Raw genomic sequence first — 26,745 nt, 5'->3', positions numbered from 1 at the left:
GCTGGGGAATACAGATGGCTTACTCATACACTGAGAAAAAACGCATCCGCAAGGATTTTGGCAAACTGCCCCAAGTGATGGATGTGCCTTACCTGCTGGCCATCCAGCTTGATTCCTACCACGACTTTCTCCAGCAGGACAGGGCGCCAGAACAGCGCCTGGAAGTCGGCCTTCACGCTGCCTTCAAGTCCGTGTTCCCGATTGCCAGTTTCTCTGGCAACGCAGCGCTCGAGTATGTCAGCTACCGCTTCGGTACGCCGGCGTTCGACGTCAAGGAATGTCAGCTGCGCGGAGTCACTTACTCTGCACCGCTGCGCGTGAAAGTGCGCCTGATGATCTATGACAAGGAATCGTCAAACAAGGCGATCAAGGACATCAAGGAGCAGGAAGTCTACATGGGGGAAATCCCCCTGATGACAGAGAACGGTACCTTCGTCATCAATGGTACCGAGCGTGTCATCGTGTCACAGCTGCATCGCTCGCCGGGTGTGTTCTTCGACCACGACAAGGGCAAGAGCCACTCGTCCGGCAAGCTGCTGTACTCCGCACGTGTGATTCCTTACCGCGGTTCCTGGTTGGACTTCGAGTTTGATCCGAAGGACAACGTCTACGTCCGTATCGACCGTCGTCGCAAGCTGCCGGCTTCCGTTCTGCTGCGTGCCATGGGCATGACCAGCGAAGAGATTCTCGGTACGTTCTTCGACACCACGATGTACCACATCGAGCGCAGCGGCTTCTCCGTTGAGCTGGTGCCGGCACGTCTGCGTGGCGAGACCGCCGCCTTCGACATCAAGGATGCCGACGGTAGCGTGATCGTGGAGGAAGGTCGTCGTATTACACAGAAGCACGTCCGTCAGATGGAAGCCTCCGGCCTCGAGCGTCTCGAAGTGCCGATGGACTACCTGTACGGCAAGGTGCTGGCCAAGGATCAGATCGATCCGGCCACTGGTGAGCTGGTCTGCGAAAGCAACAGCGAGATTACTCCGGAACTGCTGGAGAAGATGGCTCAGGCCAAGATCACCCAGTTCGAAGTCATCTACACCAACGACCTGGATTGCGGTCCGTTCGTGTCCGATACCCTGAAACTGGATACCACGCGTAACCAGCTCGAGGCGTTGGTCGAGATCTACCGCATGATGCGTCCGGGCGAGCCGCCCACCAAGGATGCAGCAGAGTCACTGTTCCAGAACCTGTTCTTCAGCGAAGACCGCTACGACCTGTCGGGCGTGGGCCGCATGAAGTTCAACCGTCGCCTGCGTCGCGAAAGCGATACCGGCAGCGGCGTGCTCGATCAGGACGATATCCTGACCGTCATGAAGGAGCTGATCAGCATCCGTAACGGCAATGGCGATGTCGATGACATCGACCACCTGGGCAACCGTCGTATTCGCTCTGTGGGCGAAATGGCGGAAAACCAGTTCCGTGTCGGCTTGGTCCGCGTCGAGCGTGCGGTCAAGGAGCGTCTGTCCATGGCCGAGAGTGAAGGCCTGATGCCGCAGGATCTCATCAACGCCAAGCCGGTTGCGGCGGCGGTGAAGGAATTCTTCGGTTCCAGCCAGCTCTCCCAGTTCATGGATCAGAACAACCCGCTGTCCGAAGTGACGCACAAGCGCCGTGTCTCCGCGCTTGGCCCGGGTGGTCTGACCCGTGAGCGCGCCGGCTTCGAAGTTCGTGACGTTCACGCCACGCACTACGGCCGTCTGTGCCCGATCGAGACGCCGGAAGGCCCGAACATCGGTCTGATCAACTCGCTGGCGACCTACTCCAAGACCAACAGCTATGGCTTCCTCGAGACGCCGTACCGCAAGGTCGTGGATTGTCAGGTCACCGACGATGTCGTCGATCTGTCCGCGATCGAGGAAGGCGATTTCATCATCGCCCAGGCCTCCGCGACCGTCGACGAGAACGGCCGTCTGGTCGACGACCTGGTTCAGGTTCGTCACCGTGGCGAGACCACCTTCATGGCGCCGGAAAAGGTCACCATGATGGACGTGTCTCCGCGTCAGGTCGTCTCTGTCGCTGCCGCACTGATCCCGTTCCTCGAGCACGATGATGCCAACCGCGCCTTGATGGGTGCGAACATGCAGCGTCAGGCCGTTCCGACTCTGAAGGCTGACAAGCCGCTGGTCGGTACCGGCATGGAGCGCTTCGTGGCGCGTGACTCCGGCGTCTGCGCCGTGGCACGTCGTGGCGGCGTCATCGATTCCGTCGATGCCAAGCGCATCGTCGTACGTGTGCGGGAAGAAGAGATCATCGGCGGTGAAGCCGGCGTTGATATCTACAACCTGACCAAGTACGTGCGCTCGAACCAGAATACCTGTCAGAACCAGCGCCCGATCGTGCGTCCTGGCGACGAAGTCGCCATCGGCGACATCCTGGCCGACGGCCCGTCCGTCGACATGGGTGATCTGGCCCTGGGTCAGAACATGCGTCTGGCGTTCATGCCCTGGAACGGCTTCAACTTCGAGGATTCCATCCTGTTCTCGGAGCGTGTGGTGCAGGAAGATCGCTTCACCACCATCCACATCCAGGAACTGACCTGTGTCGCGCGTGACACCAAGCTCGGGCCGGAAGAAATCACTTCCGATATCCCGAATGTCGGCGAATCCGCACTCTCCAAGCTGGATGAGTCCGGTGTCGTCTACATCGGTGCCGAGCTGAACCCGGGCGACATCCTGGTCGGCAAGGTCACGCCGAAGGGCGAGACCCAGCTGACGCCGGAAGAGAAGCTGTTGCGTGCCATCTTCGGCGAGAAGGCGTCCGACGTTAAGGACACCTCTCTGCGTGCCCCGACCGGCATGAAGGCCACCGTCATCGACGTTCAGGTCTTCACCCGTGACGGCGTCGAGAAGGATCAGCGTGCGCTCTCCATCGAGCAGATGCAGCTGGCCGAGGTCCGCAAGGACCTGCAGGAAACCTACCGCATCGCGGAAGAGGCGACCTTCGAGCGTATGCAGCGCAACCTGGTCGGTCAGGCCGTCAACGGTGGTCCGAAGCTCAAGAAGGGCGACGTGCTGACCGATGACTACCTGGAAGCACTGCCGCGCCAGGAGTGGTTCAAGCTGCGTCTGCAGGACGAGTCTCTCAACGAACTGCTGGCTCAGGCCGATGAGCAGCTCGAGATCCGTCGTCGCGAGATGGACGAGCGCTTCGAAGACAAGAAGCGCAAGCTCACCCAGGGTGATGATCTGGCACCGGGCGTGCTCAAGATCGTCAAGGTGTACGTCGCCGTGAAGCGTCGTATCCAGCCGGGTGACAAGATGGCCGGTCGTCACGGTAACAAGGGTGTCATCTCCGCGATCATGCCGGTCGAAGACATGCCGTTCGATGGCAATGGCGAGTCGGTTGACGTCGTGCTGAACCCGCTGGGTGTACCGTCGCGCATGAACGTCGGTCAGATCCTCGAGACCCACCTCGGCATGGCCGCGCGTGGTCTGGGCGTGAAGATCGAGCACATGCTGCGCGAAGAACGTGCCGAGCAGGTCAAGCAGATCCGCGAATTCCTCGACAAGGTGTACAACACCGTCGGCGGTCGCCAGGAAGACCTCTCCGTGCTCAGCGATGATGAAATCATCACCATGGCGCACAACCTGAAGAAGGGCGTGCCGATGGCAACGCCGGTCTTCGATGGCGCCAAGGAACACGAGATCAAGCAGTTGCTCACGCTGGCCGGTATCCCTGATTCCGGACAGATGGACCTCTACGATGGCCGCACCGGCGAGAAGTTCGATCGCAAGGTGACCGTCGGTTACATGTACATGCTCAAGCTCAACCACCTGGTGGATGACAAGATGCATGCGCGTTCGACCGGCTCCTACTCCCTCGTCACGCAGCAGCCGCTGGGTGGTAAGGCGCAGTTTGGTGGTCAGCGCTTCGGTGAGATGGAGGTCTGGGCCCTCGAGGCGTACGGCGCTGCCTACACCCTCCAGGAGATGCTCACGGTCAAGTCCGATGACGTGGAAGGCCGTACCAAGATGTACAAGAGCATCGTAGATGGCGATCACACCATGCAGGCGGGCATGCCCGAATCCTTCAACGTGCTGGTGAAGGAAATCCGCTCGCTGGGTATCGACATGGAGCTGGAAGGCTGACGCCGAAAAGCCACAAGTATTGACGGTCCGCAAAGCCTGGTGTCAGCAGCCAGGCTTTGCCCATGACAACTCCGCAACGGAGCGACCCATGAAAGATTTGGTGAAAGTTCTCAAATCGCAGGCGCAGTCCGAAGAATTCGACGCCATCAAGATTACCCTGGCGTCTCCGGACATGATTCGCTCGTGGTCTTTTGGTGAAGTGAAGAAGCCTGAAACCATCAACTACCGGACATTCAAGCCGGAACGTGATGGTCTTTTCTGTGCCAAGATCTTTGGCCCGGTGAAGGACTACGAGTGCCTGTGTGGCAAGTACAAGCGGATGAAGCATCGCGGCATCATCTGTGAGAAGTGTGGCGTTGAAGTGACCAAGGCGGCAGTGCGTCGTGAGCGTATGGCTCACATCGAACTGGCGAGCCCGGTCGCGCATATCTGGTTCCTGAAGTCTCTGCCGTCCCGTATCGGCATGCTGCTCGACATGACTCTGCGTGATATCGAGCGCGTGCTGTACTTCGAAAGCTTCGTGGTCATCGACCCGGGCATGACGACCCTCGAGAAGGGTCATCTGCTCAACGATGAGCAGTACTTCGAAGCGCTGGAAGAATTCGGTGATGATTTCGACGCCCGCATGGGTGCCGAGGCCATCAAGGCGCTGCTCGAGGACATCGAGCTGGAAGAAGAGGTCGAGCGCCTGCGTGAAGAGATTCCGCAGACCAACTCCGAGACCAAGATCAAGAAGCTGTCCAAGCGCCTCAAGCTGCTGGAAGCCTTCTACTATTCCGGCAACAAGCCGGGCTGGATGATCATGGAAGTGCTGCCAGTGCTGCCGCCGGACCTGCGTCCGCTGGTACCGCTGGACGGCGGCCGCTTCGCGACCTCGGATCTGAACGATCTGTATCGTCGTGTGATCAACCGCAACAACCGCCTCAAGCGTCTGCTCGACCTCAATGCGCCGGACATCATCGTGCGCAACGAGAAGCGCATGCTGCAGGAATCCGTGGATGCACTGCTCGACAACGGTCGCCGCGGTCGCGCCATCACCGGTTCCAACAAGCGTCCGCTGAAGTCGCTGGCCGACATGATCAAGGGCAAGCAGGGTCGTTTCCGTCAGAACCTGCTGGGCAAGCGCGTCGACTATTCCGGTCGTTCCGTCATCACCGTCGGTCCGACCCTGCGTCTGCACCAGTGTGGTCTGCCGAAGAAGATGGCGCTTGAGCTGTTCAAGCCGTTCATCTACGCCAAGCTGCAGGCCTCCGGTCACGCCAGCACCATCAAGGCCGCCAAGAAGATGGTCGAGCGCGAAGCCCCGGAAGTCTGGGATTTCCTCGCCGACGTCATCCGCGAGCACCCGGTGCTGCTGAACCGTGCCCCGACTCTGCACCGTCTGGGTATCCAGGCGTTCGAGCCGCTGCTGATCGAAGGCAAGGCCATCCAACTGCACCCGCTGGTCTGCGCTGCGTACAACGCCGACTTTGATGGTGACCAGATGGCTGTCCACGTACCGCTGACGCTGGAAGCCCAGCTGGAAGCGCGTGCGTTGATGATGTCGACCAACAACGTGCTGTCGCCGGCCAACGGCGAGCCGATCATCGTGCCGTCCCAGGACGTCGTGCTGGGTCTGTACTACATGACCCGCGAGAAGATCGGTGCCAAGGGTGAGGGCATGGCCTTCGCGAACCTGGGTGAAGTCGAGCGTGCCTTCGGCACGCACAGCGCTCACCTGCACGCGATGGTCAAGGTCCGTCTGACCGAGACGCTCAAGGACGAAGAGTCCGGCGAGCTGTACGAGAAGACGTCCCTGCACGACACCACCATCGGTCGCGCACTGCTGTTCCGCATTCTGCCGAAGGGCATGCCGTTCGAGCTGATCAACCAGGTGATGAAGAAGAAAGCCATCTCCGGTCTGATCAACGAGGCGTACCGTCGTGTCGGTCTGAAGGACACCGTCATCTTCGCTGACCAGCTGATGTACACCGGCTTCCGTCTCGCGACCTGGTCCGGCGCCTCCATCGGCGTCAACGACTTCGTCATCCCGGACGCGAAGAAGGTCATCATCGACGCGGCCGAAGACGAAGTGAAAGAGATCGAAGACCAGTTCTCCTCCGGTCTCGTGACCGCGGGCGAGAAGTACAACAAGGTCATCGATATCTGGGCGCGTGCCAACGACCGTGTCGCCAAGGAGATGATGGCAGGTATCTCGAAAGAGACCGTCGTCAACTGGAAAGGCGAAGTGGTCAATGACGAAGACGGCAAGCCGATGGAGCAGGACTCCTTCAACAGCGTCTTCATCATGGCCGACTCCGGTGCGCGTGGTTCCGCCGCACAGATTCGTCAGCTGGCTGGTATGCGTGGCCTGATGGCCAAGCCGGATGGCTCGATCATCGAGACGCCGATCACCGCCAACTTCCGTGAAGGTCTGAACGTACTCCAGTACTTCATCTCCACGCACGGTGCCCGTAAGGGTCTGGCGGATACGGCACTGAAGACCGCCAACTCCGGTTACCTGACCCGTCGTCTGGTCGATGTTGCCCAGGATCTGGTCATCACCGAAGCGGATTGCGGCACTCAGGAAGGTCTGATTCTGCACCCGGTCATCGAAGGCGGCGACATCATCGTCCCGCTGTCCCAGCGTGTGCTGGGTCGTGTCGTGGCGCAGGACGTGATCGATCCGGTCTCTGATGAGGTCCTGATCGCACGCGGTACGCTGCTCGACGAAGCCTGGTGTGCACAGCTCGATACCATGGGCGTCGATGAGATCATCGTGCGTACCACCATCGGTTGTGAAACCGTGCACGGTGTCTGCTCGGCCTGTTACGGTCGTGACCTGGCGCGTGGCCATCAGGTCAACGTCGGTGAAGCCATCGGTGTCATCGCGGCACAGTCCATCGGTGAGCCGGGTACCCAGCTGACCATGCGTACCTTCCACATCGGTGGTGCCGCTTCGCGTGCCTCCGCCGTGGACAGTGTCCAGGTCAAGCATGGCGGCAGCGTGCGTCTGCACAACATCAAGTCGGTCGAACGTGCCGATGGCAAGCTGATTGTCGTCTCGCGTTCCAGCGCACTGGCAGTGGCGGATGACCACGGCCGTGAGCGCGAATTCTACAAGCTCCCGTACGGTGCTGAGCTGTCCGTGCGTGACGGCGACCCGGTGGCCTCTGGTCAGTCCGTCGCCAAGTGGGATCCGCACACTCACCCGATCGTCGCGGAAGTCGCGGGTCAGGTGCAGTTCACGGACATGGAAGATGGCCAGACCATCAACCGTACCACTGACGAAATGACCGGTCTGTCCTCCATCGAGGTCATCGAAAGTGCTTCACGTCCGTCCGCGGCCCGTGACAAGCGTCCGATGATCATGCTGGTAGACGGTAGCGGCAAGCACGTGACACTGCCGGGCTCCAACACGCCGGTCCAGTACCTGCTGCCGGGCAATGCCGTGGTGTCCGCCGAGAATGGCGCGGCCGTCGGCGTGGGTGACGTCATCGCACGTATCCCGATGGAAGCGTCCGGTAACAAGGACATCACCGGTGGTCTGCCGCGTGTTGCCGACCTGTTCGAAGCACGTCGTCCGAAAGAGCCGGCCATCCTGGCCGAGATCTCCGGCACCGTGACCTTCGGCAAGGAAACCAAAGGCAAGCGTCGTCTGACCATCACGCCGGTGGAAGGTGATCCGTTCGAGCTGTTGATCCCGAAATGGCGCCAGATCAGCGTCTTCGAAGGTGAAACGGTCGAGAAGGGTGAAGTCATCTCCGATGGCCCGAGCAACCCGCACGATATCCTGCGTCTGCTCGGCGTCGCGGAAATGACCAAGTACATCACCACCGAAGTCCAGGAGGTCTATCGCCTCCAGGGTGTCGGCATCAACGACAAGCACATCGAAGTCATCGTGCGTCAGATGCTGCGCAAGGTCGAGATCACCGATTCTGGCGATTCCACCTTCATCACAGGCGACCAGGTGGAATACGCCCGCGTCGTCGAAGAAAACATGCGTCTCGAGGCCGACGGCAAGTTCCCGGCCAAGTTCGATCGCATCCTGCTCGGTATCACCAAGGCGAGCCTGGCAACTGAATCGTTCATCTCCGCGGCGTCCTTCCAGGAAACCACGCGAGTTCTGACCGAGGCATCTGTCACCGGCAAGCGCGATTATCTCCGTGGTCTGAAGGAGAATGTCGTGGTCGGTCGCCTGATTCCGGCGGGTACTGGCCTGGCCTATCACGACGAGCGTCGCCGCCGTCGCGATGGCCTGCCGCTCGCACCGGCCCCGTCGGCACAGGACGTCGAGCAGGAATTGGGCGCTCAGCTCACTGCCCTCGACGCGGACGACGACGACCTCTGAGGTCTTGCGCCCCGCCGTCTATGACGGCGGGGTTGACGCCCTTGTGGCCCAAGCCCTAGAATATGCAGCCTTTAACAGTAGGGCAGGTGCATCCTGCCCTGTTGTTGGAAGGCAGTACAACCCATTGGAGCAAGCAAATGGCAACCGTTAACCAGCTCGTGCGCAAGCCGCGCAAGCGTCAGGCGTCCAAGAGCGACGTCCCTGCGCTGCAGGCATGTCCGCAGAAGCGTGGCGTGTGTACCCGTGTATACACTACTACCCCGAAGAAGCCGAACTCCGCACTCCGTAAGGTTTGCCGTGTTCGCCTGACCAACGGCTTCGAAGTCACTTCATACATCGGCGGTGAAGGTCACAACCTTCAGGAGCACTCTGTTGTTCTGATCCGTGGCGGTCGTGTGAAGGATTTGCCGGGTGTCCGTTACCACACCGTTCGTGGTGCACTGGATACCTCTGGCGTGCAGAACCGTAAGCAGGGCCGTTCCAAGTACGGCGCCAAGCGTCCGAAGGCGTAATTCAAAGTTTAATATCGGTCTGATAAGAGTAAGGTCGGGCGTCGCGTCCAACGCGAGGCGTCCCGGGTTTACCTGAAGGACCCTTCTACTGAGGGCTTATCATGCCTAGAAGACGTGTAGCAGCTAAGCGCGAAATCCTGCCGGATCCGAAATTCGGAAGCGAGCGCCTGGCCAAGTTCATGAACCACCTGATGATCAGCGGCAAGAAGTCTGCAGCTGAGCGCATCGTTTACGGTGCTCTCGATCGTGTTGCCGAACGCTCCAATGACGAGCCGCTGGACCTCTTTGACAAGGCGCTGGAAGCCATCCAGCCGATGGTCGAAGTGAAGTCCCGTCGTGTTGGTGGTGCAACCTACCAGGTGCCGGTTGAAGTTCGTCCTTCCCGTCGTCAGGCACTGGCCATGCGTTGGCTGGTGGACGCTGCGCGCAAGCGCGGCGAAAAGACCATGGTGCAGCGCCTCTCTGGCGAGATCCTGGATGCCGCTGAAGGCAAGGGTTCTGCTGTGAAGAAGCGTGAAGACGTGCACCGCATGGCAGAAGCCAACAAGGCCTTCTCCCACTACCGCTTCTAAACAACGGGGATACTCACCGTGGCACGCAAGACTCCACTTAAGCGTTACCGCAACATCGGTATCTGTGCCCACGTCGACGCCGGTAAGACTACCACTACCGAGCGCGTCCTGTTCTATACCGGCCTGTCTCACAAGGTCGGCGAAGTCCACGATGGTGCTGCCACCATGGACTGGATGGAGCAGGAACAGGAACGTGGCATCACGATCACCTCTGCGGCGACCACCTGCTTCTGGCAGGGCATGAGCAAGCAGTTCGACGAGCACCGTATCAACATCATCGATACTCCGGGGCACGTTGACTTCACTGTTGAAGTCGAGCGTTCACTGCGTGTTCTCGATGGCGCGGTCGTGGTGCTGTGTGGTTCTTCCGGTGTCCAGCCGCAGACAGAGACTGTCTGGCGTCAGGCCAACCGTTACGAAGTTCCGCGCATGATCTTCGTCAACAAGATGGACCGCGCTGGCGCGGACTTCTTCATGGTCGTCGAGCAGGTGCGCAAGCGCCTGGGCGCGAACGCCGTCCCGATCCAGATCAACTGGGGTGCGGAAGACGAGTTCAAGGGCGTCATCGACCTGATCAAGATGAAGGCCATTGTCTGGGACGAAGACAATCACGGCATGAACTACGAGCTGATCGACATTCCGGCCGAGCTGCAAGATACAGCTGCCGAATGGCGTGAACACATGCTCGAGTCTGCTGCTGAAGCGTCCGAAGAGCTGATGGACAAGTACCTTGAAGAAGGCGAGCTGTCCGAGGAAGAAGTCAAGGCTGCGCTGCGTCAGCGTACCCTGGCCAACGAAATCTGCCTCGTGACCTGTGGTTCTGCCTTCAAGAACAAGGGTGTCCAGGCGGTTCTGGATGCGGTCATCGAATACATGCCGTCTCCGCTTGAAGTCAAGGCCATCGAAGGTGAGCTTGACGACAAGGACGGTACCATCGAGACCCGCGAAGCTGACGACAAGGCTCCGTTCGCGGCGCTGGCGTTCAAGATCGCGACCGATCCGTTCGTGGGTACCCTGACCTTCATCCGCGTCTACTCGGGCGTGCTGAAGTCTGGTGATGGCGTCTTCAACTCCGTCAAGAGCAAGAAGGAGCGTGTCGGTCGTATCGTCCAGATGCACTCCAACTCTCGTGAGGAGATCAAGGAAGTCTATGCTGGCGATATCGCCGCATGTATCGGTCTGAAAGACGTGACCACCGGTGACACCCTGTGTGACCCGGATCACAAGATCGTGCTTGAGCGCATGGAATTCCCTGAGCCGGTCATCTCCGTCGCTGTCGAGCCGAAGTCCAAGGCCGACCAGGAAAAGATGGGTGTTGCACTGGGCAAGCTGGCCCAGGAAGATCCGTCCTTCCGCGTCGAGACCGACGAAGAGTCCGGTCAGACCATCATCTCCGGTATGGGTGAGCTTCACCTGGACATCCTCGTCGACCGCATGCGCCGCGAGTTCAATGTCGAGGCGAACATCGGCAAGCCGCAGGTGGCTTACCGTGAGACCATCCGTACCAAGGTCGAGCAGGAAGGCAAGTTCGTTCGTCAGTCCGGCGGTCGTGGTCAGTTCGGTCACGTCTGGCTTCGCATTGAGCCTCTCACTGCAGAGGACAAGGGCGACGACGAAGAAATGACCTTCAAGTTCGAGTCCGAGATCGTCGGTGGTGCGGTTCCGAAGGAATACGTGCCGGCCGTCGAGAAGGGCGCCGCTGAGCAGCTCAAGAATGGTGTCATCGCCGGTTATCCGATGATCGACGTCAAGGTCACGCTGTTCGATGGTTCCTACCACGACGTCGACTCCAACGAGACTGCGTTCAAGGTCGCCTCTTCCATGGCGATCAAGGCCGGTGCCCCGAAAGCGGGTGCAGTGCTGCTTGAGCCGCTCATGAAAGTCGAAGTCGTCACGCCTGAAGATTTCATGGGTGACGTCATGGGCGACCTGAACCGTCGTCGTGGCCTCGTTCAGGGCATGGATGATTCTTCCACTGGCAAGATCATCAATGCACTGGTGCCGCTGGGTGAGATGTTCGGTTATGCGACCGACCTGCGCTCACAGACCCAGGGCCGCGCAAGCTACTCCATGGAGTTTGCGAAATACGACGAAGCACCGAACAGCATCGTCGAAGCCGTCATCAATCAGAAGTAACCGATTAGCTAACGAAAGAGGTTATAGCAGTGGCTAAGGAAAAATTTGAGCGTTCGAAGCCGCACGTCAACGTCGGCACCATTGGTCACGTCGATCACGGCAAGACCACTCTGACTGCGGCTCTGACTCGCGTCTCTGCAGAAGTCTTCGGTGGTGACGCGCGTGCGTTTGACTCCATCGATAATGCCCCGGAAGAGCGTGAGCGTGGTATCACCATCTCCACCGCTCACGTGGAATATCAGTCCGAAGTGCGTCACTACGCGCACGTCGACTGCCCGGGTCACGCCGACTACGTCAAGAACATGATCACCGGTGCTGCCCAGATGGACGGCGCTATCCTGGTCTGTTCCGCTGCTGACGGCCCCATGCCGCAGACTCGCGAGCACATCCTGCTGTCCCGTCAGGTCGGCGTTCCGTTCATCGTTGTCTTCCTGAACAAGGCTGACATGGTCGATGACGAAGAACTGCTCGAGCTGGTCGAGATGGAAGTTCGTGAACTCCTGAGCGAGTACGACTTCCCGGGCGACGACACTCCGATCATCATCGGCTCTGCCCTGATGGCTCTGGAAGGCAAGGACGACAACGGCATGGGTACTACCGCCGTTGCCAACCTGATCAAGGCCCTGGATGCGTACATCCCGGAGCCGGAGCGTGCTATCGATCAGCCGTTCCTGATGCCGATCGAAGACGTCTTCTCCATCTCTGGCCGCGGTACCGTCGTCACTGGTCGTATCGAGCGTGGTCTGGTCAAGACTGGCGAAGAGATCGAGATCATCGGTGTGCGTGACACCACCAAGACTACCGTTACCGGTGTCGAGATGTTCCGCAAGCTGCTGGACGAAGGTCGTGCTGGCGAAAACGTCGGCGCCCTGCTGCGCGGCACCAAGCGTGATGACGTCGAGCGTGGCCAGGTTCTGGCCAAGCCGGGCTCCATCAAGCCGCACACCAAGTTCGAAGCCGAAGTCTACGTCCTGTCCAAGGAAGAAGGCGGTCGTCACACTCCGTTCTTCAAAGGCTATCGTCCGCAGTTCTACTTCCGTACCACTGACATCACTGGTACCTGTGAGTTGCCGGAAGGCGTCGAGATGGTCATGCCGGGCGACAACGTCCAGATGGTCGTGTCTCTGATCGCTCCGATCGCCATGGAAGATGGTCTGCGTTTCGCTATCCGTGAAGGCGGTCGTACCGTCGGCGCTGGCGTCGTGGCCAAAATCGTCGAGTAAGGTTCTCCTTACCTGACACAGAAGGGGGCCCTGATGGGCCCCCTTTTCTCGCATGTTTGACACCTGATGTCAGTCTGCCTATAATGCGCATCCTTTGAATGCGTGGGTGACGGCCTACGCCGTCGACATCCATTGGAGTTTTGGGCAATGCAAAACCAGAAGATTCGCATCCGGTTGAAAGCATTCGACCACCGTCTGATCGACCAGTCCTCTGCAGAGATCGTTGAAACTGCAAAGCGTACCGGTGCTCAGGTTCGTGGCCCGATCCCGCTGCCGACCCGTCGCGAGCGTTACACCATCCTGGTCTCTCCGCACGTCAACAAGGACGCGCGTGACCAGTATGAGATTCGTACCCACAAGCGCGTTCTCGACATCGTCGAGCCGACAGAGAAGACTGTCGACGCGCTGATGAAGCTTGACCTGGCTGCCGGTGTGGACGTCCAGATCAAGGTTGACTGATACCTCACTAGTCACTGCGGCCCAGCGCTCTCACTGATAGAGCAGCAGCCGCCACGCCGGGATGGCGTCATACAATGTGCTAGTGGAATGCTCTGGAAAGGGCAGCCATAGCGGGTGACAGCCCCGTACACTAAAGGAGACTGAACATGTCTATCGGTTTAGTCGGTAAGAAGGCCGGGATGACCCGTGTCTTCACCGAAGCTGGCGCCTCTGTGCCGGTTACCGTGATTGAAGTTGAGCCGAACCGCATCGTGACCATCAAGTCTCTCGAGACTGACGGCTACAATGCTATTCAGGTGACAACTGGCTCTCGTAAAGCCAAGCACCTCACCAAGGCAACTGCTGGTCAGTATGCCAAGGCGGGTGTTGAGGCTGGCCGTACCCTGATGGAATTCCGCCTGAACGAAGGCGACGAAGCTCCTGCAGTGGGCGGCGAACTCACCGTATCCCTCTTTGAAGCTGGTCAAAAGATTGACGTGACCGGCACCTCCAAGGGTAAAGGTTTCCAGGGCGCAGTTAAGCGCTGGAACTTCCGCACCCAAGACGCTACCCACGGTAACTCACTGTCGCACCGCGCGCCGGGTTCCATCGGTAACTGTCAGACCCCGGGCCGCGTCTTCAAAGGTAAGAAGATGGCTGGCCAGATGGGCAACGTCCGTTCCACCGTCCAGAGCCTGGAAGTGGTCCGCGTCGACGCTGAACGCAATCTTCTGCTGGTCAAGGGTGCCGTTCCAGGTGCTCCGGGCGGCGAAGTGATCGTGCGTTCCGCTGTGAAAGCTCGCTGAGGGGAATTAACCGATGAATCTTAATCTTGCAGGTGCAGGCGGCGCAGTAGACGTCTCCGATGCCACCTTTGGTAAGGACTTCAACGAGGCTCTGGTTCACCAGGTCGTCACCGCCTATCTGGCTGGTGCACGTCAAGGTACCGTGGCTCAGAAGACCCGTTCTGACGTGTCCGGCGGTGGCAAGAAGCCGTGGCGTCAGAAAGGTACTGGTCGTGCACGTGCCGGTACCATCCGTTCCCCGCTGTGGCGTTCTGGCGGTGTGACCTTTGCAGCGCGTCCTCAGGACCACTCGCACAAGGTCAACCGCAAGATGTATCGCGCTGCCATGCGTTCCATCCTGTCCGAGCTGGTCCGTCAGGATCGCCTGGTCGCGGTCGATGCTATCAGCGTCGAAGCTCCGAAGACCAAGCTGCTGATCGCCAAGCTCCAGGAACTGGGCCTTGAGAAAGCGCTGATCGTCACTGAAGAGCAGGACGTCAACCTGTACCTGGCCGCGCGCAACATCCCGTATGTTGACGTCGTCAATGTCGCTGGCGCTGACCCGGTCAGCCTCGTCGGTTACGACAAGGTGCTGATGACTGTCGCTGCCCTGCGCAAGTTCGAGGAGAACCTGGGATGAATCAGGAACGCGTATTCAAGGTCCTGCTTGGTCCTCACATGACCGAGAAGGCCGCGGTCGCTGCCGAGAACAACCAGTACGTGTTCAAGGTTGCCAGCGACGCGACAAAGCCCGAAATCAAGAAAGCCGTCGAAGCGCTGTTTGGTAAGAAAGTCGATCGTGTTCAGGTTCTGAACATGAAAGGCAAGACCAAGCGCACCGCTCGCGGTGTTGGTCGTCGCGCTGGTTATCGCAAGGCCTATGTAACTCTGGCCGCCGGCGAGACCATCGAAGACTTCTCTGGCGCCGAGTAAGGCAGGAGTACGGAACATGGCAATTGTTAAGACAAAACCTACCTCCGCCGGTCGCCGCCACCTGGTAAAGGTCGTCAATGACGAACTTTTCAAAGGTCGCGCGTACGCTCCGCTGCTTGAAAAGCAGTCAAAGTCCGGTGGTCGTAACAATAATGGTCGCATCACTACTCGCCACATCGGCGGTGGTCATCGTCACCATTACCGTCTGGTCGATTTCAAGCGCAACAAGGATGGCATTCCGGCCATCGTTGAGCGTCTGGAGTACGATCCGAATCGTAGCGCGAACATCGCGCTGGTGAAGTACCTTGACGGCGAACGTCGCTACATCATTGCACCGAAAGGTGTCTCTGCTGGCGATCGTCTCGAGTCTGGTGTTAACGCACCGATCAAGAAAGGCAACGCTCTGCCGCTGCGCAATGTCCCGGTGGGTTCCACCGTTCACTGTGTAGAGCTGAAGCCAGGCAAGGGCGCCCAGATCGCTCGTAGTGCAGGTACCAGTGCCCAGGTCGTGGCACGTGACGGTAACTACACCACGCTGCGTCTGCGCTCTGGCGAGATGCGTAAGGTGCTGTCCGAATGCCGTGCAACTCTCGGCGAAGTGGGCAACTCCGAGCACAGCCTCCGTCAACTGGGCAAGGCCGGTGCTAAGCGTTGGAGAGGCGTGCGCCCGACTGTTCGCGGTGTCGCGATGAACCCGGTCGATCACCCGCATGGTGGTGGTGAAGGTCGTACCTCTGGTGGCCGTCACCCGGTCAGCCCGTGGGGCGTCCCGACCAAGGGTCACAAGACTCGCAAGAACAAGCGCACCGATAAGCTTATCGTCCGTCGCCGCAAGGCCAAGTAACAGATATTGAGGGGTAACGGCTGTGCCACGTTCACTGAAGAAAGGTCCTTTTATTGACCTTCATCTGCTGAAGAAGGTTGAGACAGCAGTGGAAAAGAACGACCGCAAACCGATCAAGACCTGGTCGCGTCGTTCCATGATCCTGCCGAACATGGTCGGGCTCACCATTGCCGTCCATAACGGTCGCCAGCATGTCCCGGTTCTCGTTTCTGAGGAAATGGTCGGTCACAAGCTCGGCGAGTTTGCTGCCACCCGCACATACCGCGGGCACGCTGCAGATAAAAAAGCCAAACGGTAAGCCAGAGAGGATTTAAGAGATGGAAGTAGCTGCTAAGCTGCGCGGCGCTCGTTTATCCGCCCAGAAGGCCCGTTTGGTGGCTGACCAGGTGCGCGGTAAGCCGGTCGCCGAGGCGCTGAATCTGCTCGCTTTCTCACCGAAGAAGGCCGCGAAGATTGTTCGCAAGGTTCTGCAGTCCGCGATCGCGAATGCGGAAGAAAACAACGGCATGGACATTGACGAGCTTCGCGTCTCGACTATCTGTGTCGACGAGGGCATGACGCTCAAGCGCATCCAGCCACGTGCCAAAGGCCGTGCGGATCGTATCTTGAAGCGCACTTGTCATATCACCGTCAAGGTAGCCGAGAAGTAGGAGACGACCAATGGGTCAGAAAGTTAATCCGACAGGTTTCCGACTGGGTATTGTCAAGGATCATACCTCTGTCTGGTACGCCGAAGGCGCTACCTATGCCGACAAACTGAACAACGATCTGCAGGTGCGTGGATTCCTGGAAGAGCGTCTGAAAAGCGCTTCCGTGAGCCGCATCAGCATCGAGCGTCCGGCAAACAACGCCCGTATTACCATTCACACCGCCCGTCCGGGTATCGTGATCGGTAAGAAAGGTGAAGATGTCGACCGCCTTCGTCGTGAAGTTTCCGAGATGATGGGCGTTCCCGTCCACATCAACATCGAGGAGATTCGCAAGCCGGAACTCGATGCCAAGCTGGTTGCTGCCAATGTGGCAGGTCAGCTCGAGCGTCGTGTCATGTTCCGTCGTGCGATGAAGCGTGCTGTGCAGAACGCAATGCGTCTGGGCGCCAAGGGCATCAAGATTCAGCTCTCTGGTCGTCTCGGCGGTGCCGAAATCGCCCGTACCGAATGGTACCGCGAAGGCCGCGTTCCGCTTCACACCCTGCGTGCTGACATTGATTACTCCACCTTCGAAGCTCATACCACCTACGGCATCATTGGTGTCAAGGTCTGGATCTTCAAAGGCGAGATCCTCGGTGGCATCGAAGAGGTGCGAGCCAAGGCGAAGCAGCCCGCGTCCGCACCCAAGAAGAAAGGCAAGTAAGGGGGTAATCGATGTTACAGCCCAAGCGTATGAAATTCCGCAAGATGCAGAAAGGTCGCAACCGTGGCCTGGCGCATCGCGGAAGCAAGGTAAGCTTTGGTGAGTTTGGCCTGAAAGCCACCGGCCGTGGTCGTATCACCGCTCGTCAGATCGAAGCTGGCCGTCGTGCCATCACTCGTCACGTCAAGCGTGGCGGTAAGATCTGGATCCGTGTCTTCCCAGACAAGCCGATCTCCAACAAGCCGTTGGAAGTTCGTATGGGTAAAGGTAAGGGTTCTGTCGAGTACTGGGTCGCTCAGATCCAGCCCGGCAAGGTCCTCTACGAGATCGAAGGTGTATCCGAAGAGCTGGCCCGTGAAGCATTTAGCCTGGCCGCTATGAAGATGCCGATCTCCACCACCTTTGTTAAGCGGACGGTGATGTGATGAAAGCCCAAGAACTCCGTGAAAAGTCAGTCGAGGCGCTCCAGGAGCAGTTGTTCGAACTGCTGCGTGAGCAATTCAATCTGCGCATGCAGAAGGCAACAGGCCAGCTGAGCCAGGTTCACCTGCTCAAGCAGACTCGTCGCCAAATTGCTCAGGTTAAGACTGTGCTCAACCAGAAGTCAGGTGAGTAAAATGGCCGAAGAAACTAAAGCACGCACACTCACCGGCAAGGTGGTGAGTGACAAGATGGAAAAATCCATCGTTGTCATGGTCGAGCGCCGTGAGCGTCACCCGATCTATGGCAAGTACCTGAGACGCTCCACCAAGCTGCACGCCCATGATGAGGCGAATCAGGCTCGGATCGGTGACACCGTCTCTATCGCCGAGACTCGTCCGCTGTCCAAGAAGAAAGCCTGGACCCTGGTCGAGGTGGTTGAACAGGCCAAGGGTTAATCCCTAGGCCAGTTCCCACCAGGCAGTCAGATTAGGTTTGGAGAAAACCGATGATTCAGACTCAGACAATGCTGGATGTCGCCGACAACAGTGGCGCGCGCCGGGTGCAATGCATCAAGGTGCTGGGTGGTTCACACCGCCGTTACGCTCGTGTTGGAGACATCATCAAGGTCACCGTCAAAGAAGCTATCCCGCGTGGCAAGGTCAAGAAAGGCCAGGTCATGAAGGCAGTGGTCGTTCGTACCAAAGCCGGTGTCCGTCGTAATGACGGTTCCGTGATCCGCTTCGACGGTAATGCGGCCGTTCTGTTGAACAACACCAACGAACAGCCGATCGGTACCCGTATCTTCGGCCCGGTTACCCGTGAACTTCGCAGTGAGAAGTTCATGAAGATCATTTCCCTGGCGCCCGAAGTGCTGTAAGGAGCGGAAGCGGATATGCAAAAGATCAAACGTGACGATGAAGTCATCGTCATCGCCGGGAAGGACAAGGGCAAGCGCGGTACCATCAGCAAGGTGCTGAAAGGTGAGCGTCTGCTCGTGTCCGGTGTGAATATGATCAAGCGTCACACCAAGCCCAACCCGATGCTGGGCACCCAGGGGGGTATCGTCGAGCGCGAGGCTCCGATTCACGCGTCCAACGTGGCCATCTTCAACCAGGAGACCGGCAAGGCGGATCGTGTCGGAATCCAGGTACAGGAAGACGGTACTAAGGTACGCATCTTTAAGTCGACTCAGAAGCTGATCGACGCCTAACGCGAGTCGGGTACAACATGGCGAACTTGAAAGAACGTTATCAGAACGAAGTGGCCGCCCAGCTTAAAGAGCAGTTCGGCTACGCCAATGTGATGCAGGTTCCCCGCATCACCAAGGTGACCCTGAACATGGGTATCGGTGAGGCCACCGCTGACAAGAAGCTGATCGACAACGCGTTTGCCGATCTCCAGATGCTTTCTGGTCAGAAGCCCATCGTCACCAAGGCACGCAAGTCCATCGCTGGCTTCAAAGTCCGCGAAGGATGGCCGATCGGTGTTAAGGTGACCCTGCGCAGCGATCGTATGTGGGACTTCCTGGACCGTCTCGTGAACGTGGCTATCCCGCGCGTTCGTGACTTCCGTGGTCTGAACCCGAAGTCCTTCGATGGCCGTGGAAACTACTCCATGGGTGTGCGTGAGCAGATCATCTTCCCGGAGATCGAGTATGATAAGATCGACCGGATTCGTGGCCTGGACATCACCATCACCACTAGCGCCAACACCGATGATGAAGGTCGTGCGTTGCTGGGCGCGCTGAACTTCCCGTTCAAGAAATAAGGGTGGATCATGGCAAAGAAAAGCATGGTTGAGCGCGAGCTCAAGCGCACCAAGCTGGTCGCTAAGTACGCCGCCAAACGCGACGCACTGAAGACCATCATCAACGACGTCAACGCTTCTGAAGAAGAGCGCTTCGACGCACAGCTGAAGCTGCAGCAGCTGCCGCGTGATGCCAGCCCGGTCCGTCAGCGTAACCGCTGCCGTATCACTGGCCGTCCGCACGGCTACTACAACAAGTTCGGCCTGAGCCGCAACAAGCTGCGTGAAGCCGCTATGCGTGGTGACGTGCCTGGTCTGACCAAGTCCAGCTGGTAACACCACTGCAAGAATTCAGGAGCGCAACGTAAATGAGCATGCAAGACACTCTGGCGGATATGTTCACTCGTATCCGCAATGCGCAGATGGCCACCAAGGAGACGGTTACCATGCCGTCTTCCAAGCTCAAGGTTGAAGTGGCCCGCGTATTGAAGGAAGAGGGTTATATTTCCGAGTTTGCCGTCGCAGAAGGCGCCAAGCCGGAACTGACCGTGACCCTCAAGTACTTCGAAGGCAAGTCGGTTATCGAGAGCATCAAGCGTATTTCCAAGCCGTCCCTGCGCCAGTACAAAGGCAAGGGTGAGCTTCCGAAAGTCGCAGATGGCCTGGGTATTGCGATCGTTTCCACCTCCCGGGGCGTGATGACCGATCGTGCGGCCCGTCAAGCTGGTGTCGGCGGCGAAGTCCTCTGCACCGTATTCTAGGAGTTTGGAATGTCCCGCGTAGCCAAGTATCCGGTTAAATTGCCGAACGGCGTCGAGGCAAAGCTCGACGGCGACAAGCTGACCGTGAAGGGCAGCAAAGGCCAGCTGGAACTGACCGTCCACCAGGACGTGGTCATCTCTATGGAAGAAGGTCAAATGACCTTCGCTCCGTCCGAGACCGCCAAGAACTGGGCAATGGTTGGTACCACTCGTGCTCTGGTCAACAACATGGTGTCTGGTGTTTCCGAAGGCTTCACCAAGTCTCTGGAAATCAATGGTGTGGGTTATCGTGCCCAGGCCAAAGGCCAGACAATCAACCTGACACTGGGCTTCTCACACCCGGTCGACTATGAACTGCCGGCAAGTGTTACGGCTGAAACGCCGAAGAACACTCAGATCGTCCTCACGTCTGCTGACAAGCACGCTTTGGGTCAGGTCGCCGCAGAGATTCGCGCATTCCGTCCGCCGGAGCCCTACAAGGGCAAAGGTATTCGGTACAGCGACGAAGTCGTCCGTCGTAAAGAAGCCAAGAAGAAGTAAGGCAGGGTTATGAACGCGAAGAAAGAATCTCGTCTCCGTCGTGCCCGCCGCGCTCGTGCGAAAATCCGCGAGCTGGGCGTGTTTCGCCTGTGCGTGAACCGCACCCCGCGTCACATCTACGCGCAGATCATCTCGCCGGATGGCGGCCAGGTCCTGGCCACCGCATCCACGCTCGACAAGAGCCTGCGCGAAGGTTCTACCGGTAACTCGGACTCCGCCGCCAAGGTGGGTGCTCTGATTGCCGAGCGCGCGAAGGAAGCGGGTATCAAGCAAGTGGCTTTCGATCGCTCCGGGTACAAGTACCACGGTCGCGTGAAGGCCCTGGCCGATGCCGCACGTGAAGGCGGCCTGGAATTCTAAAGGGTTTTACGATGGCGAATATCGAACAGAAGGGCGGTGACCTGCAAGAGAAGCTCGTGCAGATCAACCGCGTCGCCAAGGTAGTCAAGGGCGGCCGTATCTTCGGTTTCACCGCTCTGACTGTCGTTGGTGACGGCAATGGTCGTGTTGGCTTCGGCCGTGGCAAGGCGCGTGAAGTGCCGGTCGCGATCCAGAAGGCAATGGACCAAGCTCGTCGCAACATGATCAAGGTTGACCTGAAGGGCCACACCCTGCAGTACCCGGTGAAGGCTCGTCACGGCGCATCCAAGATCTACATGCAGCCAGCGTCCGAAGGTACCGGCATCATTGCCGGCGGTGCGATGCGTTCCGTGCTCGAACTGGCAGGCGTCCATGACGTCCTGGCCAAGTGCTACGGTTCCACCAATCCGGTCAACGTGGTGCGCGCGACCATCAACGGTCTCGCTGCCATGAAATCTCCGGAAGACATCGCCGCCAAGCGTGGCCTGTCTGTCGACAAGATTGCGGGGTAAGGCACCATGGCAGCTAAGATCACGGTAACCCAGATCCGCAGCACCATCGGCGTCCTCGAAAAGCACAAGGCCACTATGAAAGGTCTTGGCCTGCGCCGCATCGGTCACACTGTCGAGCTGGAAGACACCCCCGCGGTACGCGGCATGATCAACAAGGTTCACTACCTTGTCCGTGTTGAGGGAGAGTAATCCATGAAATTGAATACCCTGAGTCCGGCCCCGGGCTCCAAGCACGCTGCAAAGCGTGTCGGTCGTGGTATCGGCTCCGGTCTTGGTAAGACCGGCGGTCGTGGCCACAAGGGCCAGAAGTCCCGTTCCGGTGGCAGCGTCAAGCCGGGCTTCGAAGGCGGTCAGATGCCTATGCAGCGTCGCCTGCCGAAGTTTGGTTTCACTTCCGCGAAGTCTCTGATTTCCGAAGAAGTGCGCCTGAGCGAACTGGCACTGGTAGACGGCGAGATCGTCGACCTCGAAACGCTGAAGAAGGCCAACGTGCTTCGTGATTCCACGAAGTTCGCGAAGGTCATGCTCTCCGGCGAACTGGACAAGGCAGTCACGGTTCGCGGCATTAAGGTCACCAAGGGTGCCCGTGCTGCGATCGAAGCTGCCGGTGGCAAGGTAGAGGACTAAATGGCTAAGTCAGGAAACGTACCGGCGATGCAGGGAAGTGGGTTGAGCGAACTCTGGGCGCGTTTGCGCTTCGTGTTCATCGCCATCGTGGTGTACCGAATCGGTGCACACATCCCCGTTCCCGGTATCAATCCTGACCAGCTTGCTGCCTTGTTCAGGGAAAACCAGGGCACCATCCTGAGCATGTTCAACATGTTCTCCGGTGGTGCACTGGAGCGAATGAGTATCTTCGCGCTGGGCATCATGCCCTACATATCCGCGTCGATCATCATGCAGCTCCTGACGGTGGTCTCGCCTCAGCTTGAGCAGTTGAAAAAGGAAGGCGAGGCCGGCCGTCGCAAGATCAGCCAGTACACGCGCTACGGCACGGTAGTACTGGCCCTGGTCCAATCGATCGGCATGGCAGTCGGACTGGTCGGAAACGGTGTCGCCTATTCCGCTGACTTCAGCTTCTACTTCACCGCCGTGAGTACGTTCGTGGCTGGTGCGGTGTTCCTGATGTGGCTGGGAGAGCAGATCACCGAGAAGGGTATCGGCAACGGGATCTCACTGATCATCTTTGCTGGTATTGTCGCCGGGCTGCCGAGTGCCATCGGCCAGTCTTTCGAACTGGCGCGCAATGATGGTGCCTGGAATGTGCTTCCGCTGCTGGCGCTGACGCTGCTCGCAGTCATTACCGTTGCCTTCGTGGTGTTCATCGAGCGCGGCCAACGCCGCATCACGGTGAACTATCCGCGCCGTCAGGTTGGCAACAAGATGTATGCAGGTCAGAGCAGCTACTTGCCGATGAAGGTCAACATGGCCGGGGTCATCCCGCCGATCTTCGCGTCAAGCATCCTGCTGTTCCCTGCGTCGATGGGTCAATGGTTTGGCCAGAGTGAAAGCATGCAATGGTTGCAGACGGCATCTCAGGCTCTCGGGCCGGGTCAGCCACTGTATATCTTGCTTTTCGCTGCCGCTGTAGTATTCTTCTGCTTCTTCTACACGGCGCTGGTCTTCAATCCGAAGGATGTTGCTGACAACCTCAAGAAGTCAGGAGCGTTTCTGCCGGGTATTCGCCCAGGCGAACAGACCGCCCGTTACATCGATAAGGTGATGACTCGCCTGACGCTGTTCGGCGCCCTCTACATCACCCTAGTCTCCCTGATGCCTCAATTCCTCGTTGTTGCATGGCAGGTTCCGTTCTATTTCGGCGGCACCTCTCTGCTCATCGTGGTCGTGGTGGTCATGGACTTCATGGCCCAGGTGCAGTCGCATCTGATGTCAAATCAGTATGCGTCGGTGATGAAGAAGGCCAACCTCAAAGGCTATGGCAGCGGTGGCATGATGCGCTGATTGCGCAGCCCCTGTTAGCAAACTGGAGAGAACGATGAAAGTTCGAGCTTCCGTCAAGAAAATTTGCCGTAACTGCAAGATCATTCGGCGTCGTGGCGCAGTGCGGGTCATCTGCACTGAGCCCCGCCACAAGCAGCGTCAGGGTTAATTCCCTCGACCCGCTTAGCTGAATACAAGCTCGGGTGCTGGCATACCCCCCTTGTTCCCAATGGGATCAAGGGGTATGCTATTGCGCCCTTTGTGGATGTAAAATCCGCCGCTAACCTTTCGGAGAAAACTGATGGCCCGTATTGCTGGCGTCAATATCCCGGACAACAAGCACGCGGCGATCTCGCTGACTTATATCTTCGGGATTGGCCGTACGCGTGCACAGCAGATCTGCGCCGCTCTCGGTTTAGAACCGAGCGTCAAGATCGCTGATCTGTCTGTTGAACAACTGGACCTGGTTCGTGCCGAGGTGGGTAAGTACACCGTCGAAGGCGACCTGCGTCGTGAGATCACGCTGAACATCAAGCGTCTCATGGACCTCGGTTGCTATCGTGGCCTGCGCCATCGTCGTGGTCTTCCGTTGCGCGGTCAGCGCACCAAGACCAACGCACGTACACGCAAAGGTCCGCGTAAACCGATTCGCAAGTAAACGAACTGGCGTTTAGACAGGAAACATCTAATGGCTAACCCGAGTAAGCGCAAGAAGGTTAAAAAGCAGGTAGTGGATGCCATCGCGCATATCCACGCCTCTTTTAACAACACTATCGTGACGATCACAGACCGCCAGGGCAATGCTCTTTCCTGGGCAACTGCCGGTGGTTCGGGTTTTCGTGGTTCTCGCAAGAGCACCCCGTTCGCTGCGCAAGTCGCAAGTGAACGTGCAGCGACCGCTGCAGCCGAATATGGTGTGAAGAACGTCGACGTGCTGGTCAAGGGCCCGGGTCCGGGTCGTGAGTCCGCCGTGCGTGCTCTCAATGCCGCAGGCTTCCGCGTGCAAAGCATCACCGACGTGACCCCCATCCCGCATAATGGGTGCCGTCCGCCGAAGAAACGCCGCGTTTAAGGAGACAGACTCATGGCTCGTTATATTGGACCGAAGTGCAAACTGTCTCGTCGTGAAGGCACCGACCTCTTCCTGAAGAGTGGCGTGACTCCGTTCGAGAAGAAGTGCAAATCCGAACAACCCCCGGGTGTTCATGGCCAGCGCCGTCAGCGTCTTTCAGACTACGGCCTGCAGCTGCGTGAAAAGCAGAAGGTACGTCGCATGTACGGCGTGCTGGAAAAGCAATTCCGCAACTACTACAAAGAAGCCGCTCGCCTCAAGGGTGCGACCGGTGAGGTTCTGCTCCAGCTCCTCGAGACTCGTCTCGACAACGTCGTCTACCGCATGGGCTTCGGCTCCACGCGTTCCGAGGCACGTCAGCTGGTCAGCCACAAGGCGATCGCCGTGAACGGCCGTACCGTCAACGTTGCTTCCTTCAAAGTGAAGGCTGGCGATGTGGTCACCGTTCGTGAGAAGGCCAAGAACCAGGCTCGCATCCAGCAGTCTCTGGCACTCGCTGCCAACCGCGGTGATGTCTCCTGGGTCGACGTCGACTCCAAGAAGATGGAAGGCACTTTCAAGGCTGTCCCCGAGCGTGGCGACCTGTCTGCCGATATCAACGAAAACCTGATCGTCGAGCTGTACTCCAAGTAATGTAACGCCGGGCCGATTCGTCGGCCCGGCTGGAGTACCCAGATTATCCGTTTGGCAGCCTTAAAGGTGTTCTTATGCAGCGCTCAGTGACAGAGTTTCTCCGTCCTCGCGATATCAAGGTCGAGGAAGTCAGCGCCCATCACGCGCGAATCGTCCTCGAACCCTTCGAGCGTGGTTTCGGCCACACCCTGGGGAATGCTCTGCGTCGCATCCTGCTTTCTTCCATGCCCGGCTGTGCCGTCGTGGAAGCTGAGATCGAAGGCGTTCTGCACGAGTACAGCGCCATTGAAGGGGTGCAGGAGGATGTAATCGAAATCCTGCTGAACCTCAAGGACGTGGCCATCAAGATGCATGGTCGCGACGAAGCTGTGCTGGCGCTGAACAAGAAGGGCCCGGGTATCGTGACTGCTGGCGACATCGCTGGCGACCACGATCTCGAAATCGTGAATCCGGATCACGTCATCGCTCACCTCAATGATGGTGGCGAGCTGAAGATGCAGCTCAAGATCGCTCGTGGCCGCGGCTACGAAGCGGCAGATGCTCGCATCTCTGCTGATGACGAATCACGTGCCATTGGCCGCCTCCAGCTGGATGCGACCTTTACCCCGGTTCGTCGGGTCTCCTATGCCGTCGAGGCTGCGCGTGTTGAACAGCGCACCAACCTCGACAAGCTGGTGATCGACCTGGAAACCGACGGCACACTGGATCCGGAAGAAGCGATCCGCCGCTCCGCAACTATCCTGCAGGAGCAGCTGGCCGCCTTCGTTGATCTGGAAGCAGACAAGGAACAGGAAGTCGAAGAAGAGGAAGATCAAATCGATCCGATCCTTCTCCGTCCCGTAGACGATCTTGAGCTGACTGTTCGCAGTGCGAACTGTCTCAAGGCCGAGAATATCTATTACATCGGTGATCTCATTCAGCGCACCGAAGTTGAGCTGCTGAAGACCCCGAATCTCGGCAAGAAGTCCTTGAATGAAATCAAGGACGTGCTGTCCGCGCGTGGTCTGTCCCTCGGCATGCGGTTGGAAAACTGGCCGCCCGCAAGCCTGAAGGACGACAAGGCTTCCGCTTAAGGAAGCCCGGTCGGCTCAAGCCCCAGACTGGTAAGGAATCACAACCATGCGTCATCGTAAGAGTGGTCGTCACCTGAACCGTACCAGCTCTCACCGTGAAGCCATGTTCAAGAACATGTGCATCTCTCTGGTAGAGCACGAAGTCATCAAGACTACCCTGCCGAAAGCCAAGGAACTGCGTCGTCATATCGAGCCGCTGATCACCCTGGCCAAGCAGGACACCGTTGCGAACCGCCGTTTGGCGTTCTCTCGCACGCGCTCCAAGGAAGCGGTCGGCAAGCTCTTCAATGAGCTCGGCCCGCGCTACACCTCCCGTCCGGGCGGTTACCTGCGCATCCTGAAGTGCGGCTATCGCGCCGGTGACAATGCCCCGATGGCATTCGTCGAGCTGGTCGATCGTCCGGTTGCCTCCGAGGCAGCGGGCGAAGAGTAAGCTTCGGCTTGCTTCGTCCACAAGAAAAGGCCAA

General features: G+C 58.6%; 34 protein-coding genes. All 34 read left to right on the top strand.

All coding sequences use genetic code 11. The annotated features are described in order from the left end of the window. Window positions 1-14: 14 nt before the first annotated feature. The 34 genes from rpoB to rplQ all read left to right on the top strand — a co-directional run bounded on the left by rpoB (window position 15) and on the right by rplQ (window position 26,711). Window positions 15-4,091, top strand: coding sequence for a DNA-directed RNA polymerase subunit beta (rpoB, locus tag CLAM6_RS16970; protein WP_043334884.1), 4,077 nt, complete (start codon window positions 15-17; stop codon window positions 4,089-4,091). Window positions 4,092-4,179: 88 nt separating this feature from the next. Further along, on the top strand, window positions 4,180-8,421 hold the full coding sequence (gene rpoC, locus CLAM6_RS16965) for a DNA-directed RNA polymerase subunit beta' (RefSeq protein WP_043334882.1): 4,242 nt from the start codon (window positions 4,180-4,182) through the stop codon (window positions 8,419-8,421). Between the two features lie 137 nt (window positions 8,422-8,558). Beyond that, a complete protein-coding gene (gene rpsL / locus CLAM6_RS16960) occupies window positions 8,559-8,933 on the top strand; it encodes a 30S ribosomal protein S12 (RefSeq protein ID WP_043334880.1) in 375 nt (124 codons plus the stop codon). Window positions 8,934-9,034: 101 nt separating this feature from the next. Then, window positions 9,035-9,505: a 30S ribosomal protein S7 gene (gene rpsG / locus CLAM6_RS16955; protein WP_043334878.1), complete on the top strand. Its 471-nt coding sequence runs from the start codon at window positions 9,035-9,037 to the stop codon at window positions 9,503-9,505. Window positions 9,506-9,523: 18 nt separating this feature from the next. Continuing rightward, window positions 9,524-11,641 carry an elongation factor G gene (fusA, locus tag CLAM6_RS16950; protein WP_043334876.1) on the top strand — a complete coding sequence of 706 codons (2,118 nt, stop codon included), beginning with the start codon at window positions 9,524-9,526 and terminating at the stop codon, window positions 11,639-11,641. Window positions 11,642-11,670: 29 nt separating this feature from the next. Next, the gene (tuf, locus tag CLAM6_RS16945) at window positions 11,671-12,864 is read left to right on the top strand and encodes an elongation factor Tu (protein WP_043334873.1); all 1,194 of its coding nucleotides are present in this window, start codon (window positions 11,671-11,673) and stop codon (window positions 12,862-12,864) included. A gap of 147 nt (window positions 12,865-13,011) precedes the next feature. Then, window positions 13,012-13,323, top strand: a complete 312-nt coding sequence (gene rpsJ / locus CLAM6_RS16940) for a 30S ribosomal protein S10 (RefSeq protein ID WP_024950650.1) — start codon at window positions 13,012-13,014, stop codon at window positions 13,321-13,323. Between the two features lie 146 nt (window positions 13,324-13,469). After that, window positions 13,470-14,108, top strand: a complete 639-nt coding sequence (gene rplC, locus CLAM6_RS16935) for a 50S ribosomal protein L3 (RefSeq protein ID WP_024950651.1) — start codon at window positions 13,470-13,472, stop codon at window positions 14,106-14,108. 13 nt (window positions 14,109-14,121) lie between these two features. Beyond that, the gene (rplD, locus tag CLAM6_RS16930; RefSeq protein ID WP_054556901.1) at window positions 14,122-14,727 is read left to right on the top strand and encodes a 50S ribosomal protein L4; all 606 of its coding nucleotides are present in this window, start codon (window positions 14,122-14,124) and stop codon (window positions 14,725-14,727) included. Further along, on the top strand, window positions 14,724-15,020 hold the full coding sequence (rplW, locus tag CLAM6_RS16925) for a 50S ribosomal protein L23 (RefSeq protein WP_043334865.1): 297 nt from the start codon (window positions 14,724-14,726) through the stop codon (window positions 15,018-15,020). The genes rplD and rplW overlap by 4 nt, the downstream gene beginning before the upstream one ends. Before the next feature lie 16 nt (window positions 15,021-15,036). Beyond that, entirely contained in the window at window positions 15,037-15,864 is an 828-nt protein-coding gene (gene rplB / locus CLAM6_RS16920; RefSeq protein ID WP_043334862.1) for a 50S ribosomal protein L2, read from the top strand. A gap of 22 nt (window positions 15,865-15,886) precedes the next feature. Continuing rightward, window positions 15,887-16,162, top strand: coding sequence for a 30S ribosomal protein S19 (gene rpsS / locus CLAM6_RS16915; protein WP_024950655.1), 276 nt, complete (start codon window positions 15,887-15,889; stop codon window positions 16,160-16,162). Between the two features lie 19 nt (window positions 16,163-16,181). Further along, on the top strand, window positions 16,182-16,514 hold the full coding sequence (gene rplV / locus CLAM6_RS16910) for a 50S ribosomal protein L22 (protein WP_043334859.1): 333 nt from the start codon (window positions 16,182-16,184) through the stop codon (window positions 16,512-16,514). Window positions 16,515-16,524: 10 nt separating this feature from the next. Next, window positions 16,525-17,217 carry a 30S ribosomal protein S3 gene (gene rpsC, locus CLAM6_RS16905; protein WP_043334856.1) on the top strand — a complete coding sequence of 231 codons (693 nt, stop codon included), beginning with the start codon at window positions 16,525-16,527 and terminating at the stop codon, window positions 17,215-17,217. An 11-nt stretch (window positions 17,218-17,228) separates the two neighbouring features. Continuing rightward, on the top strand, window positions 17,229-17,642 hold the full coding sequence (rplP, locus tag CLAM6_RS16900) for a 50S ribosomal protein L16 (RefSeq protein ID WP_043334854.1): 414 nt from the start codon (window positions 17,229-17,231) through the stop codon (window positions 17,640-17,642). Next, the gene (gene rpmC, locus CLAM6_RS16895; protein WP_024950659.1) at window positions 17,642-17,833 is read left to right on the top strand and encodes a 50S ribosomal protein L29; all 192 of its coding nucleotides are present in this window, start codon (window positions 17,642-17,644) and stop codon (window positions 17,831-17,833) included. The genes rplP and rpmC overlap by 1 nt, the downstream gene beginning before the upstream one ends. A 1-nt stretch (window position 17,834) precedes the next feature. Beyond that, the gene (rpsQ, locus tag CLAM6_RS16890) at window positions 17,835-18,095 is read left to right on the top strand and encodes a 30S ribosomal protein S17 (RefSeq protein ID WP_043334852.1); all 261 of its coding nucleotides are present in this window, start codon (window positions 17,835-17,837) and stop codon (window positions 18,093-18,095) included. Between the two features lie 50 nt (window positions 18,096-18,145). Then, window positions 18,146-18,517: a 50S ribosomal protein L14 gene (rplN, locus tag CLAM6_RS16885; protein WP_043334850.1), complete on the top strand. Its 372-nt coding sequence runs from the start codon at window positions 18,146-18,148 to the stop codon at window positions 18,515-18,517. 15 nt (window positions 18,518-18,532) lie between these two features. Further along, window positions 18,533-18,850 (top strand): 50S ribosomal protein L24, encoded by a 318-nt coding sequence (gene rplX, locus CLAM6_RS16880; RefSeq protein ID WP_043334846.1) that lies wholly within the window; start codon window positions 18,533-18,535, stop codon window positions 18,848-18,850. 17 nt (window positions 18,851-18,867) lie between these two features. Next, window positions 18,868-19,407 (top strand): 50S ribosomal protein L5, encoded by a 540-nt coding sequence (rplE, locus tag CLAM6_RS16875; protein ID WP_043334844.1) that lies wholly within the window; start codon window positions 18,868-18,870, stop codon window positions 19,405-19,407. A 9-nt stretch (window positions 19,408-19,416) separates the two neighbouring features. Next, entirely contained in the window at window positions 19,417-19,722 is a 306-nt protein-coding gene (gene rpsN / locus CLAM6_RS16870; RefSeq protein ID WP_043334842.1) for a 30S ribosomal protein S14, read from the top strand. Window positions 19,723-19,754: 32 nt separating this feature from the next. Next, entirely contained in the window at window positions 19,755-20,147 is a 393-nt protein-coding gene (gene rpsH, locus CLAM6_RS16865; protein ID WP_043334840.1) for a 30S ribosomal protein S8, read from the top strand. Window positions 20,148-20,156: 9 nt separating this feature from the next. Beyond that, entirely contained in the window at window positions 20,157-20,687 is a 531-nt protein-coding gene (gene rplF / locus CLAM6_RS16860) for a 50S ribosomal protein L6 (RefSeq protein WP_153636686.1), read from the top strand. A 9-nt stretch (window positions 20,688-20,696) separates the two neighbouring features. Continuing rightward, window positions 20,697-21,047: a 50S ribosomal protein L18 gene (rplR, locus tag CLAM6_RS16855; protein WP_024950667.1), complete on the top strand. Its 351-nt coding sequence runs from the start codon at window positions 20,697-20,699 to the stop codon at window positions 21,045-21,047. An 11-nt stretch (window positions 21,048-21,058) separates the two neighbouring features. Continuing rightward, window positions 21,059-21,559, top strand: a complete 501-nt coding sequence (rpsE, locus tag CLAM6_RS16850; RefSeq protein WP_054556902.1) for a 30S ribosomal protein S5 — start codon at window positions 21,059-21,061, stop codon at window positions 21,557-21,559. Window positions 21,560-21,565: 6 nt separating this feature from the next. After that, window positions 21,566-21,748 carry a 50S ribosomal protein L30 gene (rpmD, locus tag CLAM6_RS16845; protein WP_024950669.1) on the top strand — a complete coding sequence of 61 codons (183 nt, stop codon included), beginning with the start codon at window positions 21,566-21,568 and terminating at the stop codon, window positions 21,746-21,748. A 3-nt stretch (window positions 21,749-21,751) separates the two neighbouring features. Next, complete coding sequence (rplO, locus tag CLAM6_RS16840) at window positions 21,752-22,186, top strand: 50S ribosomal protein L15 (protein WP_043334834.1); 435 nt, start codon at window positions 21,752-21,754, stop codon at window positions 22,184-22,186. Beyond that, the gene (gene secY / locus CLAM6_RS16835) at window positions 22,187-23,521 is read left to right on the top strand and encodes a preprotein translocase subunit SecY (protein ID WP_043334831.1); all 1,335 of its coding nucleotides are present in this window, start codon (window positions 22,187-22,189) and stop codon (window positions 23,519-23,521) included. A 34-nt stretch (window positions 23,522-23,555) separates the two neighbouring features. Beyond that, window positions 23,556-23,669, top strand: a complete 114-nt coding sequence (gene rpmJ / locus CLAM6_RS16830; RefSeq protein ID WP_077373351.1) for a 50S ribosomal protein L36 — start codon at window positions 23,556-23,558, stop codon at window positions 23,667-23,669. Between the two features lie 132 nt (window positions 23,670-23,801). Then, window positions 23,802-24,158 (top strand): 30S ribosomal protein S13, encoded by a 357-nt coding sequence (rpsM, locus tag CLAM6_RS16825; protein WP_024950672.1) that lies wholly within the window; start codon window positions 23,802-23,804, stop codon window positions 24,156-24,158. Between the two features lie 30 nt (window positions 24,159-24,188). Further along, window positions 24,189-24,572 (top strand): 30S ribosomal protein S11, encoded by a 384-nt coding sequence (gene rpsK / locus CLAM6_RS16820; protein ID WP_043334827.1) that lies wholly within the window; start codon window positions 24,189-24,191, stop codon window positions 24,570-24,572. A 12-nt stretch (window positions 24,573-24,584) separates the two neighbouring features. Continuing rightward, window positions 24,585-25,205 (top strand): 30S ribosomal protein S4, encoded by a 621-nt coding sequence (rpsD, locus tag CLAM6_RS16815; protein ID WP_043334824.1) that lies wholly within the window; start codon window positions 24,585-24,587, stop codon window positions 25,203-25,205. A gap of 74 nt (window positions 25,206-25,279) precedes the next feature. Further along, a complete protein-coding gene (locus tag CLAM6_RS16810; RefSeq protein ID WP_043334822.1) occupies window positions 25,280-26,278 on the top strand; it encodes a DNA-directed RNA polymerase subunit alpha in 999 nt (332 codons plus the stop codon). 46 nt (window positions 26,279-26,324) lie between these two features. Next, window positions 26,325-26,711, top strand: a complete 387-nt coding sequence (gene rplQ / locus CLAM6_RS16805; RefSeq protein WP_043334820.1) for a 50S ribosomal protein L17 — start codon at window positions 26,325-26,327, stop codon at window positions 26,709-26,711. Window positions 26,712-26,745 lie beyond the last annotated feature (34 nt).

Source organism: Cobetia sp. AM6, assembly GCF_009617955.1.
GTDB classification, from domain to species: Bacteria; Pseudomonadota; Gammaproteobacteria; order Pseudomonadales; family Halomonadaceae; genus Cobetia; species Cobetia amphilecti.
The sequence above is the reverse complement of the archived record's forward strand: the minus strand, read 5'-3'. Positions and strand labels throughout refer to the sequence as shown.